This window comes from Stenotrophomonas sp. YJH_SMC_19 (assembly GCF_059367915.1).
Genome location: NZ_JCAFRI010000027.1, coordinates 1 through 14,343, shown reverse-complemented (window position 1 = coordinate 14,343; position 14,343 = coordinate 1). Strand labels below are relative to the sequence as shown.

11 protein-coding genes are annotated in these 14,343 nt (G+C 66.4%); 5 read left to right on the top strand and 6 right to left on the bottom strand.

From position 1 onward, the window contains the following. The first annotated feature begins 150 nt into the window (after positions 1-150). Positions 151-603 (top strand): inner membrane protein YiaA, encoded by a 453-nt coding sequence (gene yiaA / locus AC5P5R_RS19925; protein ID WP_012478947.1) that lies wholly within the window; start codon positions 151-153, stop codon positions 601-603. 87 nt (positions 604-690) lie between these two features. Here yiaA and AC5P5R_RS19920 read toward each other — a convergent pair whose 3' ends face one another. The 6 genes from AC5P5R_RS19920 to AC5P5R_RS19895 all read right to left on the bottom strand — a co-directional run bounded on the left by AC5P5R_RS19920 (position 691) and on the right by AC5P5R_RS19895 (position 6,941). Further along, positions 691-1,014, bottom strand: coding sequence for a hypothetical protein (locus AC5P5R_RS19920; protein ID WP_005412038.1), 324 nt, complete (start codon positions 1,012-1,014; stop codon positions 691-693). Positions 1,015-1,124: 110 nt separating this feature from the next. Further along, complete coding sequence (locus AC5P5R_RS19915; protein WP_005407814.1) at positions 1,125-2,426, bottom strand: APC family permease; 1,302 nt, start codon at positions 2,424-2,426, stop codon at positions 1,125-1,127. After that, entirely contained in the window at positions 2,423-3,184 is a 762-nt protein-coding gene (locus AC5P5R_RS19910; RefSeq protein ID WP_100438296.1) for a L,D-transpeptidase family protein, read from the bottom strand. The genes AC5P5R_RS19915 and AC5P5R_RS19910 overlap by 4 nt, the downstream gene beginning before the upstream one ends. Before the next feature lie 15 nt (positions 3,185-3,199). Continuing rightward, positions 3,200-4,048: a MurR/RpiR family transcriptional regulator gene (locus AC5P5R_RS19905; RefSeq protein ID WP_100438297.1), complete on the bottom strand. Its 849-nt coding sequence runs from the start codon at positions 4,046-4,048 to the stop codon at positions 3,200-3,202. Positions 4,049-4,409: 361 nt separating this feature from the next. Next, on the bottom strand, positions 4,410-5,504 hold the full coding sequence (locus AC5P5R_RS19900; protein ID WP_012478950.1) for a dipeptide epimerase: 1,095 nt from the start codon (positions 5,502-5,504) through the stop codon (positions 4,410-4,412). Beyond that, positions 5,505-6,941: a C40 family peptidase gene (locus AC5P5R_RS19895; protein ID WP_172986193.1), complete on the bottom strand. Its 1,437-nt coding sequence runs from the start codon at positions 6,939-6,941 to the stop codon at positions 5,505-5,507. Positions 6,942-7,073: 132 nt separating this feature from the next. Between AC5P5R_RS19895 and AC5P5R_RS19890 the strand changes: the two genes are divergently transcribed. Genes AC5P5R_RS19890 through AC5P5R_RS19875 form a run of 4 tightly spaced genes read left to right on the top strand, consistent with a single transcriptional unit; the run spans position 7,074 to position 13,894 of the window. Next, the gene (locus AC5P5R_RS19890) at positions 7,074-8,564 is read left to right on the top strand and encodes a transglutaminase-like domain-containing protein (RefSeq protein ID WP_044569427.1); all 1,491 of its coding nucleotides are present in this window, start codon (positions 7,074-7,076) and stop codon (positions 8,562-8,564) included. 51 nt (positions 8,565-8,615) lie between these two features. Beyond that, positions 8,616-11,639: a TonB-dependent receptor gene (locus AC5P5R_RS19885; RefSeq protein WP_012478953.1), complete on the top strand. Its 3,024-nt coding sequence runs from the start codon at positions 8,616-8,618 to the stop codon at positions 11,637-11,639. Positions 11,640-11,694: 55 nt separating this feature from the next. After that, positions 11,695-13,248, top strand: a complete 1,554-nt coding sequence (locus AC5P5R_RS19880) for a serine hydrolase domain-containing protein (RefSeq protein ID WP_164281698.1) — start codon at positions 11,695-11,697, stop codon at positions 13,246-13,248. Then, positions 13,181-13,894, top strand: a complete 714-nt coding sequence (locus AC5P5R_RS19875; RefSeq protein ID WP_049440784.1) for a M15 family metallopeptidase — start codon at positions 13,181-13,183, stop codon at positions 13,892-13,894. Before AC5P5R_RS19880 ends, AC5P5R_RS19875 begins: the two co-directional genes overlap by 68 nt. The last annotated feature ends 449 nt before the right edge of the window (positions 13,895-14,343 follow it).

Below are 14,343 nucleotides of genomic sequence, written 5' to 3'. Positions count from 1 at the left end.
GATGCGGATGGCCGGGCTGTCCCTTGTATACCACTGGCGTCGTGAGCGTCGTGGCCCGAAGGTCCTGCGACCCCTGTGCGAGCGCGGCGGGATCGTCTAGGGTGGGCACGCCCGGGCAAAGCGTGCCCGTCTGCCTGCCAAGGATCTGCAATGAACACTGCCATGCCCCACAAGCCCTCCACCGCCTTCATCGCTGCCTCATGGGTGGCCCTGCTGCTGGGTGCGGCGGCCTACCTGATCGGTCTGTTCAACGCCACGATGGCGCTCAACGAAAAGGGCTACTACCTGACCCTGCTGCTGTTCGGCCTGTTCGCGGCGGTGTCGCTGCAGAAGAGCGTGCGTGACCGCGTCGAGGGCATTCCGGTGAGTGGCCTGTACTACGCGCTGTGCTGGTTCGCACTGCTGTCGGCGTTGATGCTGCTGCTGGTTGGCCTGTGGAATGCCACGCTGGCACCGAGCGAGAAGGGCTTCTACGGCATGGCGTATGCACTGTCGCTGTTCGGCGCGGTGGCGGTGCAGAAGAACACCCGCGACCTGATCGCCGCCGGTGGCGGTGAGAGCAAGCGCAGCGCGGTCGCGCCGCCGCTGCCGGAACAGGAGTGAATGTGTAGAGCCGGGCCCATGCTCGGCTGTCCTGCGGCGTTTGTTGAGTCGAGCCGAGCGTAGGCTCGGCCCGACAAAAGCGTGGCGCTATCGCTTCAACAACGGATCCGCCTGCTGCGCGTCCTCCCAGCCACGGCGCACGGCATTGCGTGCCTGCGCCCATTCCAGCCGGCTGCGGCCACGCTCGCTGGCCCAGCGCGACTCCAGTTCAGCTTCGACCTGTTCGTAGGCGCGGATCATGTCCTGCGCACGCGCGGCATGGCCGATGCGGTAGGCCGGTTCATAGTCCTCGAAGAACAGCTGGTCGTCGTAGTACGGTTCGGCGGTGTAGCGTTCGCGCCAGTAGTTGCTGACCGCATCGCGCGGCGTGCTGTCGTCCGGTACGCGGCCGGGGATCTGGTACTCGGTCATGGAAGGCTCCGTTGTGGACGAAGCCTGATCCTGCCTGCGTGGCGGTTAACGGCCCGGTCTGGCAGCGTGATCACCAGATCAATCCGCCGGGCATGGCCCGGCGCTATCGGTCATCCGGCGTCGGCATCTTTTCGCGGCAGCTTGTAGATCACCGCGCCGATGGCGAACGCCACCAGCGCAGCAGCGATGTTCTGCCAGCTGGCACTGGCGAACAGCGCCAGGCACAGCAGCAGCGCGAGTACCGGAATCAGCGGGCCACCCGGCAGTTTCAGTGCGCCCGGCCGGTCCGCATAGCGCTTGGCCAGCACCAGTACCGCAGCGGCCGTTCCGATGTAGGCGAACAGGCGCGTGGTCATCGACAGCAGGGCCAGCTGCACGAACGAACCGGACAGGGCCAGGCCCAGCGCGATCAGGCCTTGGCACAGGATCGACGCGGCCGGCGTGTGGAAGCGCGGATGCACCTGCGCCAGGATCTTCGGCCCATAGCCATCGCGGGCCAGTGCGAACAGGAAGCGCGGGCCCATCATCATCGTGTTGCTGTTGGTGCCGAGGATGGAGATGGTCGCGCCTACGGTGAGGATCAGCGCCAGTGCTTCGCCGCCGAAGCCGGCAGCGGCATCGGCCAGCGGCGTGGCCGAGCTGGCCAGGCCGGCCAGCGTGCCCTGTGCCACCACCTGCACCGCGCCGTAGATGACGGTGACGGTGATGATCATGGTGATCAGCGCGAACGGAATATCGCGACGCGGATTACGGTACTCGCCGGCGGCGGCCGGGATGTTCTCGAAGCCGGCGTAGGCGTACAGCAGCAGCAGGGCAGCTTCGCCCATGCGCTGCAGGTCGTGCGGGTCGGGGCGCTGGCCGGAGAAGGCCAGCTGCGGGTCGATGTAGAACGCGCCGATGGCCACGAACAGCAGCAGCGGCAACATCTTGCCGATCACCAGCACCACGCCGGTACGCGCGGCCGAGCGCACGCCGATGATGTTGACGCCGGTCAGGAAGCCCAGCGACACCACGATCACCGCGATGCGCCCCATGCCGGCACCGGCCCACGGCCAGAAACGCGCGACGGCATCGGCCAGCGCGTTGCTGAGTGCGGCCGCCGAGCTGATGCGGGTCAGCCAGATCATCCAGCCGATCTCGAACCCGGCGAAGCGCCCGAACGCCTCGCGTGCATACAGGTAGCTGCCACCGGGCTCGTCGAAGTAGCTGGCGGCCTGCGCGTAGCACAGCACCAGCAGGGCGACCACGATGCCGGCGGCGACCACGCCCCACAGGCTGAAGGGGCCGAGCAGGGCGACGGTGGCGGCCGGCAGCAGGTAGATGCCGCTGCCGATCACATCGTTGATCGACAGGCCGACGATCTGCCAGCGGCTGACCGCGCGCTGCAGCTGCGGTTCGTCCTGCGCGCTCAACGGGCGTCTCCACGCAGTGCGGGCAGTTGCCACTGGGCCTGAAGGCGCGTGTACTCGGCGCGCGGCAGCAGCACGAAGCGCGGCGCATCCTGCGGCCGCAACCAGTCCAGCAGGGCCTGCATGCGGGCCTGCGGCATGGCGGTGCAGCCGGCCGTGGCCTCACCGGGTTGGCGCCACAGATGGGCGAAGATGCAGCTGCCCTTGCCGGGCTGGTTGTCCGGGTTGTGGGCGATCACGAAGCCCTCCTGGTAACGCACGTCGCCCTTGTTGTGCAGATCCAGCCGCATCGGCTCGGTGGAGCCTTCCACAGCTGCCTTGCCGACCTTCTTCGCGTCGACGATGCGGTTATAGAACGGCGACGCCGGCACATCCATGCAGTAGCTGCTGTCGAGCATCGGCTGGTAGGGCATGGCGGTGCCGGGGCGGGTGACGGCATAGCCGAACGCGCTGCCGAGCGCGAACACGCCTGCCGGGCTGCGGCCATCGCCTTCCTGCTTCTGCGGGCCATCGGCCTGCGCCGGGTGCAGGCCCAGGCCCCAGGCGCTGCCCGTGCGGCCCAGTGCCACCGGGAACGCCTCTCCATGTGCATGCCAGCCCTTGCCATCACGCACATAGGCCTGCAGCTGGCCCTGTGTGCTGTCCCAGCTTTCGCTGGTGACCACGATCAGCTGGCGCGCACCCTGCAGCGGCGCAGCGTGGACGGATACCGCCGCGGCAAGCAGCAGTGCAGCGGTAGCGAGACGGACCATCGATTTCATCAACAGGTGCTCCGGTCAGGAATCCAGCAGGTGGTCGATCCGCTCCAGGTTCACCGCCAGCTGCTGCTGGCGGTCCGGATTGGTGTGGCAGAGCAGCACGAACAGGAAGTCGAGCAGGGCGTGCATGGCGCTACGGTACAGCAGCTGCGCGACCTGCGGCGTGCGCTCGTGCGCGCACACCACCAGCGCTGCGTCAGCATGCGCGCGCAGCGGGTTGGCGGTATGGCGGGTGATGGAAATCACCTTGCCACCCATGTCCTGGAACTGGCGCGACAGCTGCGAAAGCTGAGGCAGGTTGCCGAATTCGGAGAACACCAGCAGCGCATCACCGGGGCGCGCGGCCGACAGGTTGGCCAGCATCAGGATCGGGTCGGTATGCGGCACCACCAGCAGGCCGAGCAGCGACAGCCGCATGGCGAACTCGCGGGCATACAGGCCGTCGTCACCCAGGCCGTACACGAACAGCTTGGGAGCGCCGTCGAGCAGCTGCACGATGCGCTCGATTTCCTCGCGTGGGTTGGCCTGGCGGGTTTCCTCCTCAGCCTGCGCCTTGCTGCGGCGAAGGGCGTCGCCCAGGCGCAGGTAGTCATCGCCACTGTCGGGTTCGCTGGGGGCCTGTTGTGGATCGACACCGGCGCGAGCCACGTCCTGGCCGATCGAGTACTTCAGGTCCGGGTAGCCCTTGAAGCCAAGCTTCTGGCTGAACTTCACCACGCTGGACTGGCTGATGCCGAGCGCACTGGCCAGTTGCTGGGACGAGTAGTCGCGCAGCAGGTGGGCGTTGTCGAGGATGAAGTCGGCGATGCGGCGCTCGATGGCCGACATCTGCCCGCGCTCGGAACGGATCTTCAGCAGGGGCGGCATGCGGGGTGTCCGGGCATGTGTAGGCGCGTTGCGGTTGGCAGCGTAGAGCGTGCCATGGAATGGGTCGGGCGGGTTCCAGCCGCGAAGAGGTTACGGAGTGCAGTTGTTGCCTTTGACGTTGAGTCCGCCTTCAAGCGAGCCGAGCACCGCAGGTCCGGCGAGGGCGAAGAGGCGCGGGTGTCTGAGCGCAGCGAGTTCCGCGCCGCCCCCCGGCGGACCGAGGAGCGCAGGGCACCGACGTGCGCAGCACGTCGGCTCGCGGCCGGCGGAGCGTTTCTTTTGGTTACTTTTCTTTTCGCGAAAAGAAAAGTAACGCGCGACCCAGCGTCAGTGGCACGCAACGTCAGCCGCAAGGCAGAAATCACCCCAGCATCTCCAGCCCACGCACCTCAGTAATGCCCAGCCCCGGCACGTCGCTGATGCTGATCTCCGATTCGTTGAAATGCACGCCGCCGCTGACCGGGTCGAACTGGCCCAGCGAGGGACCGTCGAGGTCAACCTTGGTGATCACATCACTCTTGGCCACGGCCAGGTGCACGGCGGCGGCCACGCTGATGCTCGACTCGATCATGCAGCCGATCATGCACGGCACGCCGTAGATGCCGGCGATGTCGGCGATGCGGATCGCGTTGGACAGGCCGCCGGTCTTCATCAGCTTGATGTTGATGATGTCGGCCGCGCGCTGCTGGATCAGGTCCATCACCTGGCTGGGACTGAACACGCTTTCGTCGGCCATCACCGGCGTGTTGACGCGATCGGTGACGTACTTCAGGCCGCTGATGTCAGCCGCCTTCACCGGTTGTTCCAGCAGCTCCAGTACCACGCCGGCCTCTTCCAGCGTACGCATCGCATGCACCGCCTGCTTGGCGGTCCAGCCCTGGTTGGCATCCAGGCGCAGCAGGGCGCGGCCTTCCACGGCGGCATGGATCGCCTTGACCCGTTCGATGTCCAGGCCGATGTCCTTGCCGACCTTGATCTTCAGCGACTCGAAGCCGCGTTCGATCGCCGACAGCGAATCGGCGACCATCTTGTCGATGTAGTCCACGCTGATGGTGATGTCGGTGGTGATCACCGGGTCGCCGCCACCGAGCATCTGGTACAGCGGCGCACCGTGCAGCTGCGCCCACAGGTCGTACAGCGCGATCTCCACCGCTGCCTTGGCGCTGGTGTTGCGCTCCATCGCGGTCTGCACCAGCGTGCACAGATGGTTGAGGTTGACCACGTCCTGGCCGATCAGGCGCGGGGCGATGAAGTGGCGGATCGCTTCGATGATCGAGCCGTGCGTATCACCGGTGATCACTGCAGTGGCGGGGGCTTCGCCGTAGCCGGTGTGGCCGGTGTCGGTGCGGATCAGTACGACCACGTCTTCCACGGTTTCCACCGTGCGCAGGGCAGTCTTGAACGGCGTCTTCAGCGGCACGCGCAGCATGCCCAGTTCGATGGCAGTGATCTTCATTCAGGGGGTCTTGGCCCGCAGGCGCTGGATGTTGGTGATGCGGTCGATGTAGCGGACGGTATCGCTGGCCATCATCGGCTCCAGCGGCGTGACCGAAACACCATTGAGATGGGCCTGCACACGTCTGCCGTCGGCACCGAACCAGCTGCCGCCCGCCGTATCGTGGATGACCCAGGTGCGGCCGTCGACGTGGCCGATGGCCATCATCACGTGGCCGGGGATGTAGACCAGGTCGCCGACCTGTAGTTCGGTGACCGCACGGTCGCGCGCGGCCTTGCCGACCTTGTCGGTGAACGGCAGGCGATCCAGTGCCGGGCTGACCGCCTGTGCACTGGTATTGCGCGGCAGCAGCACGCCGAAGCTGCGGTAGATCTCGGAGACGAACCCGCTGCAGTCGCGGGTGTCGTAGTCATGGCCCCAGCCGTAGCGCTCGCCCAGGAACTTGAAGGCCTGCTGCAGCAGCAGGCGCGGGGTCAGTGGCAGGTAGTCGGCGGCGGTGTCCTGCGAGCGCGGCAGCAGCGCCGGTACGAGCTTCAGACGCCCATCGGCCTCGCGCACCGGCAACTGCACCACCCACGAGGCATGCGCCTGCTGGCCGTTCACCGGCTCTGACGCAGGCCAGTCGGCCAGCACCGGCAGGCGTACGCCCATGTCCAGCTGCAGGCGCGATACGCGCGGTTCCTCCGGGGTGTAGGCGGTCTGCGCGGTGGCGCCGGTGACAATGCGGTACGGGCCCTTCGTGCCATAGCCGAGCACTGTGGCCTTGTCGCCGCTGGCGATGGCGTCGGCTTCGATCCACGCGCTGTAGCGCTCGCTGTGCACGAACAGCCAGCGGCCGTCGGCACTGCGGTGAACCACCGCGACCTTGTCGCCGGGGAACAGCGCCGATTCCTGGAAGCGGTCGATGTCGGTGTCACCGGCGGTGCTGAAGACGCGCTCGCGGGTGGGGAAGGTACGCAGTGCCGCGCGCTTCACCACCAGCCCATAGGCCGGTGCCACCTGGGCAGGAATCGCATCGAGGCCGAGGTTGGCTTCGATGCCGCTGCGCAGCGCGGGGGCGACGGCCTGGCCCGTCTCGTTGAACAGTGCACGCGTGGGCCAGCTGGACAGCGCGCTGATGCTGGCACGCACCGTCGCCGCATCAAGCTGGGCGGGCAGTGTGGCGATGTCCTGGATATGGCTGTCCTGCGCCCGCATCCGCGCGTTCTGCGCCTCGATCTGTGTGCGATCCAGAATCGGCGCATCAGCGTTGTCCAGGCGCGCGGCCCAGTACTGCGGGGTGAGGTAGGCCTCGTGCAGGCCGATCACATAGGGCAGCGGCGCACCCGGGTCGGGCGGTGGTGCCGCCTGTGCAAAGGCTGGTGCGGCCAGCAGGCACAGGGCCAGGGTCAACCGGCGCGGCCAACGCCGGTGCGGTTCGCGGGAAGCCAGGCTCATGCGGTGCACACCCTCCTCGAATGCCTGTTGGAATATTTATTCCTTTTGGCATCGAAAGCAAGAATAAATTATTGACCGGCATCCCGGCCCGTGTTACACAGCCGTTACCACCCGCGCTGGGGAAGTGTCGCTGTGGATCCTGCCGTTCGCAAACCGCGTCTGCCTGCTGCTGCCGGCCTGTGTGCCGCGCTGCTGCTGTGGGTGTGGTCGGCGGGAGCGGAACCGCCGCCCTCGGCCGTCCAGTTTGCGCGCGTCGTGCAGATGATCGACGCGGGACGGTTCTTTGAAGCTCACAGCGAACTGAACACCTGGTCGGCCGCCGACGCGGCGGAGCCTGGCGTCAGTTTCGACGACATCGCGTTCCAGGAAGAACGCATGCGCCGCATCCGCCTGGATTTTTCCCTCGACGAAACCGCCGCCAAGGCGGCCGTGCGCCGCTGGATTCCGGACCTGACCGACGAGGAGTTCGCGCGCTGGGATCAACTCGGCCTGATCGAGCATCTGGATATCGATGGCACGCGTTGGTATTTCAAGCGCGCACCGTCGAACCTGTTCCTGCTCAGTGACGAAGCACGCGCACGCCGCCGCGCGGATGCACCGATGTCACCGCCGGGCCCGAACGAAGTGCTCAACGCGCACCACGCGCGCGTGCTTGCCGCAGCCGAACAGAGTGGCCAGGCGTCCGTATTGCCGCAGCGCATTGAGTTCACCCAGTCGCTCACGGTGAAAGCCGATGCCGTCCCGGCGGGTGAAACCGTACGCGCCTGGATTCCATACCCGCGCGAGATCCCGGGCCAGCAGGAACAGGTGCAGTGGCTGGGCAGCGCCCCGGGCAAGGCACGGGTGGCACCGGCCAGTACCCTGCAGCGCACCGCCTATCTGGAAGCCAAAGCCGTAGCCGGCAAGCCGACCCGGTTCGAGATCCGCTATGCGGTAACGGTCTTCGCGCGACACACCGCGATCGATCCTGCGAAGGTGCAGGCCACCCCGAATGATCCCGCATTGAAGCCCTATCTGGCCGAGCAGCTGCCGCATGTGCGTTTCACCCCGGCGCTGAAGCTGTTCTCCGAGCAGGTGCTGCAGGGCGAGACGCGCCCCTATGAAGTGGTGCGCAAGCTGTTTGCCGCCGTGGACCGCATTCCATGGGCCGGTGCGCGTGAATACTCGACGCTCAGCAACATCAGTGATCATGCGCTGCGCGCCGGCCATGCGGATTGCGGGCAGCAGACCCTGCTGCTGATCGCGCTGCTGCGCATGAACGGCATTCCTGCACGCTGGCAGTCGGGCATGGTGTTCTCCAGCGACGGCAGCGGCTACAACAACCTGCATGACTGGGGACAGGTCTACCTGGCGCCATACGGCTGGCTGCCGATGGACGTGACCACCGGCGCGCTTGCCAGCGATGTGCCGGCACTGCGCGATTTCTATCTGGGTGGCCTCGACGGCTACCGCATTGCTTTCAACGACGATTTCGGCCAGCCCTTCGTGCCGGCCAAGCAGCACTTCCGCTCGGAAACGGTCGACTCGCAGCGCGGCGAGGCCGAGTGGGCAGGCGGCAACCTGTACTTCGACCAATGGAGCTACGACTTCCAGTGGCGGGTACTGCCAGCCAGGCAACGCTAGCGCGACACATCGCATTCCACACCATTCAATTCTTGCAGGAGAGAGCAGGGGATGAAGGCTTACAGCATCAAGCGGGCGGCGTTGTGCGTCGCCCTCGGGGCGTGTCTGGGCGTAGTGCTGCCCGGCATCGCGATGGCACAGAACGTGAGCGGTGCAGTCGCCGGCCGTGCAACCGCCGGTGACCAGGTGACCGTGGTCAGCAGCAGCACCGGCCTGACCCGTACCGTCACCGTAGGCGCCGATGGCAGCTACCGCCTCGGCCAGCTGCCGGTGGGCGACTACCAGCTGCAGCTCAGCCGCGATGGCCAGAAGCTGGGCGACCAGGTATCGGTGAGCGTGGCCGTCGGCGGTACCACCACGGTCAACCTGGGCAGCGGCGGCGGTGTCACCAACCTGGATGCACTGCAGGTGGTCGGCACCCGCGTGGTCAACCGCGTGGATGTGTACTCCACCGAAACCTCGTTCAACATCAACCGCCAGGAGATCTCGCGGCTGCCGGTGGCGCAGGACCTGTCCGCGGTCGCGCTGATGGCGCCGGGCGTGGTCGGCGGCAACTCGTCATTCGGAGGCCTGTCGTTCGCCGGTTCATCGGTGGCCGAGAATGCGGTCTTCATCAACGGCCTGAATGTCACCGACATGTATACCCGTCGTGGCTTCAGCACCGCGCCGTTCGCCTTCTTCAAGGAATTCCAGGTCAAGACCGGTGGCTACTCGGTCGAGTTCGGCCGCTCCACCGGTGGCGTGATCAATGCAGTGACCCGTTCGGGCAGCAACGAGTTCGAAGGCGGCGTTGAAGTCACCGCCGAGCCCAGTGCGTGGCGCGCCAGTGGCGGCGATCATTTCCACCGCGACGGCACCCCGCATTCCTACGGAAGCCGCGACAACAACTCCTTCCTGAAGACCAACGTCTGGGGCTCGGGACCGATCGTCAAGGACAAGCTGTTCCTGTTCGCGATGTACGAGGACCGCAGCGACAAGGGCCACAACACCTCGTCCGATGGCAGTACCTGGTTCAAGAACGACTCCGGCAACGGCTTCTGGGGCACCAAGCTGGACTGGAACATCAACGACAACCACAGCCTGGCGCTGCTGGCGTTCTCCGACGAGGGCGATGTCACCAACGCGTCGTACGGCTACAACTGGAATGCGGACCGGATCGGTTCCTGGGGTGGCGACTCGGTCACCGAGACCGGCGGCCGCAACTGGTCGGCCACCTACACCGGCCACTTCGGCCAGAATTTCACCGCGCGCGCCATGGTCGGCCAGAACAAGCAGCGTGCCTTCACCAACTCGTCGCTGGACCAGGCCTGCAGCCCGGTGTTCACCGACAGCACCTACGGCCCGCGGCTGGGCAAGCTGCAGGGGCTGCGCGCGGGCTGCCACCCGACCGGCGCGGCGGTGGCCGAGCGCGATGACACCCGCGATGTCGCGCGCCTGGATTTCGAATGGCAGCTCGGTGATCACCTGCTGCGTTTCGGTGTCGACCGCGAACTGATGACCACCAAGCAGTCCACCCGTTATCCAGGGCCGACCGAGCTGAGCTACACCGCCTACGTGGCGCGCCCCGGCGATGAAGTGTGGGATGGCGCCAACGCCTACGTACCGGCTGGCGTCACCGAGATGCTGCGCGCTCGCAACCGCCGCTCCGGCGGCACCTTCGAGACCGAGGCCAATGCCTTCTATCTGGAAGACATCTGGAACATCACCCCGAACCTGATGCTGAACCTCGGCGTGCGCTGGGACCGCTTCGAGAACCGCACCGCTGCCGGCAAAGCGTTCATCAAGATGGACGACCTGATCGCGCCACGCGTCGGCTTCTCGTGGGACATGCGCGGCGATGGCAGCACCAAGCTGTTCGGCAACGCCGGCCGCTATTACCTGCCGGTCACCAACAACATCAACGTGAACTTCGCCGGTGGCCTGACCGACGAATACAGCTATTACGTGCTGAACGGCTGGGAGCAGAAAACCTCGCCGACCGGTTCGCCGTACATGGCACCGATCGTCGGCCAGCAGATCGGGCCGACCGACACCCGCATGAACACCGGCGGTGCCGACCTGCGCCAGAGCGTGGACCGCGACCTGAAGGCGGTCTACCAGGACGAATACATCCTGGGCTTCCAGAACATGATCAACCAGGCCTGGTCGTGGGGCGTCAATGCCACCTACCGGCGCATGACCCGCGCGCTGGATGACATCCGCATCAACTACACCCCGTGCGGCCCGACCCCCAGCACGCTGTGGCCGATCGCCAACCCGGGCGAGAGCCTGACGATCTGGGGCGACAAGAGCATCGGTTGCGCCAACGAAGGCTGGATCACCATCGACACCGCCAACAGCGGCTATCGAAAGGGCGGCAGCGGCGAGGTGATCGGTTACTCCAAGCCCAAGCGCACCTACAAGGCGCTGGAGTTCCAGATCGACCGTGCGTGGGACGAGAAGTGGATGTTCAACGCGTCCTATCTGTGGTCGAAGAGCGAGGGCAACTTCGAAGGCCCGGTAAATTCCGATACCAACTACGGCGACACCGGCATGGTGCAGTTCTGGGACCACCCGGCCACCAATGAACGCTATGGTGTTCTGTTCAACGATTTCCGCCATCAGTTCAAGCTGCGTGCCGCGTATGCGCTGAACAAGCAGTGGTCGTTCGGCACCACGCTTCAGGTGCAGTCCGGTGGCCCGATCACCGCCTATGGCGTGATGTGGCCGAACGACTCCATCGCCGGTGGCAGCACGTCCAGTGAAGGCAGTGGTGGCGGCACCGGTTGGCTGTGCGTGGCCAACTGTTCGGGCCCGTACAACCAGCGCCAGTTCGAGTACAGCCCGCGCGGCGCGTTTGGTCGCCTGCCGTGGACCTGGACCATGGGCGCCAACGTGACCTGGCGCCTGCCGGTGGAGGGCATCGACCTCAGCGCCCGGTTGTCGGTGTACAACCTGTTCAACAACCAGAAGACCATCAACGTGCACCAGCGCTACGAGGCGCAGCCCGGCCAGTATCGCGAGGCGACGTTCGCTACCGGTACGCGCTGGCAGGCACCGCGCTACACCCAGCTGGTGGTGACCTGGAACTTCTGAGGCCACGATCCGCGCCGTCCACCGTGACGGCGCGGGCAATGGAGGGGCTGCCCGCATGCACCACTTGCTGATCCTCGCGGCGGCACTGGTCGCACCGTCCGCTTCGTCGGTCGACAGTGCAGCCATCGAGGCCGACATCGCGACCGTGGTCCGGGCCGAGCATCTGCCTGGGCTGGCGTTGGCGGTGGTCGAGAACGGACAGGTGGTCCATCGCCATGCAGAGGGGGCGCGCGGCGATGGCGGCCGCATCGACGAGGACACGCTGTTCAAGATCGCCTCCAACAGCAAGGCGATGACCGCCGCGCTGCTGGCGCGGCTGGTGCAGCAGGGCAAGCTGCGCTGGGATGATCCGGTGCAGCGGCATCTGCCGGGCTTCCGCATGCACGATGCGTGGGTGGGCGAGCAGATGCAGGTGCGCGACCTGCTGATCCACAACAGTGGCCTTGGCCTGGGCGCCGGTGACCTGATGCTGTGGCCGGAGCCGAACGCGTTCACCCGTGCCGACATCATTGCGGGGCTGGCGCACCTGAAACCGGTCAGCAGCTTCCGCAGCCACTATGCCTACGACAACCTGATGTATGTGGTGGCCGGCGAGGTGGCGGCGGCAGCGGGTGGCAAGCCGTATGACCAGCTGATGCGCGAGCAGGTGTTCGAACCACTGGGCATGAGGCGCTGCCAGGTGGGTGCGTGGTCGGTGAAACACGTGGGCAACGTGGCACAGCCGCATGCCTGGCGTGGTGAACGCAACGAGGTGGTGAACGCCGATGCTGCGATCAGCCCGGACCTACCCTCGATGGCGGCGGGAGGCATCCGTTGTTCGCTGCGCGACATGACACGCTGGATGCAGGTGCTGCTCGATCCCGCGCTGGTGCCGGACTGGCTGGGCAGCGAGCAGCGGCGCACGCTGTGGACCCTGCATATGCCGATGCCGTTGGGTGAACGCCAGCGGCGCTGGGACAACGCGCATTTCTACGGCTATGGATATGGCTGGCGGGTGTCGGACATGGACGGGCAGTGGAAGGTGGCGCATACCGGCACGTTGTCGGGCATGTACTCGTCGCTGGCATTACTTCCTGACCGCAGGGTCGGCGTGGTGATGCTGATCAACGGCGAAGGCGAGGATGCACGCACGGCGCTGATGCAGGCCACGCTGAAGCGCTTCACCGCACCAGACGATGCGCGCCCTGCGATGGAGTACCTGGCCGAACTGAAGGCTGACCGGGCAACGCAGGCAGCATCTAGCCATCAACGGCCAGCGACCACCGCCGCACCGCCGGCACGCGGCAATGACCTGCCGCATTGGCAGGGCCGCTACTCCGACCCCTGGCTGGGCCCGGCTTCGCTGTGCCCGGGCAAGGATGGCCTGCGCTTCAGCGTGGACAAGTCGCCCCGGCTGCAGGCCACGGTGCTGCAATTGCAGGGGCGCTGGCTGCTGCGCTGGGATACGCTGGGTGACGAGGCGCAGGCGTGGCTGCAGCCGGGCCAGGGCCCGGCGCCGACACTGGACCTGCGCGCCATCGATCCGGACATCGACTTCAGCTATGACTTCCAGGACCTGCATTTCACTCGTACTGGCGACTGCCCTGGCGGCGACCGCCAACGCCGCTGAGCCACCGCGCGTTTCGCCGGCCACTGATGCGGCCAGCGCCGGATTGGTGGAGATCCGCACGTTGTCGCCAGGCATCGACATGGACATCCGATACGCCAATGCCAACAACTTCACCGGCGCGCGCGTGCCCGGTTATGAGGCGCCGTCCTGCTATCTGCTGGCGCCGGTGGCGAAAGCGCTGGCGCAGGTAGAACAGGATCTGCGCGCGCAGGGATTTGGCCTGCGCCTCTACGACTGCTACCGGCCGGTGCGCTCGGTGCAGGCCTTCATGGCCTGGGTGAACGATCCGCGCGAACTCTCGCGCAAGGCACAGCAGTACCCGGACCTGGACAAGCCACGGCTGCTGGCCGACGGCTACATCGCCGAGCGTTCTGGCCATAGTCGTGGCGCCACGGTTGATCTTGGCCTGCTGGATTGCCGCACTGGCGCCTGCACGCCGCTGGACATGGGCACCGACTTCGATTTCTTTGGCCCGCGCGCGCATACCCGGACGAGCGGGCTGAGCACTGTGCAGCAGGCGAACCGCCAGCAGCTGGTGCAGGCGATGGCACGCCACGGCTTCGTCAACTATCCGCAGGAGTGGTGGCACTACACCCTGCAGCCCGAACCGGATCCCGGCACCGCGTACGACGTCCCGGTACGGTAGGGGTATCGGCAGGGCTGCGCCCTGCACCCGCGGTAGTGCCGGCCGCTGGCCGGCAACATCAGACGCAACAGCAACAGCGCGCGTTCCGTGGGTTGGCTGGGCGGTGCCGGAGTGCGGGGACGCCGTAGATCCGTCCATGGAGGCTTGGCAGCCGCATCCATGCGGCTGACACCCCGCACTCCGGCACCGCCCAGCCTCTGACAGTTTCCCGCGCGGTCCGTTGTAGAGCCGAGCCCATGCTCGGTGCTCTTTGTTCGTCGGCTGCTTCTTGTTCAATTCTCGCGATATTCGATTTCGATGGAGATTCATCCACGCATGGCGTGGATCTTATCTCTTGCCAATCTGGCACCTTGGGTGCCGAGAGCCCGGCGTGGGCGACCGTGTGGATCCAGGTCTTGCGACCGAGAAGTAGCTTGGGTCCCCACGCCGGATTCTCCCTGAACCGCCCG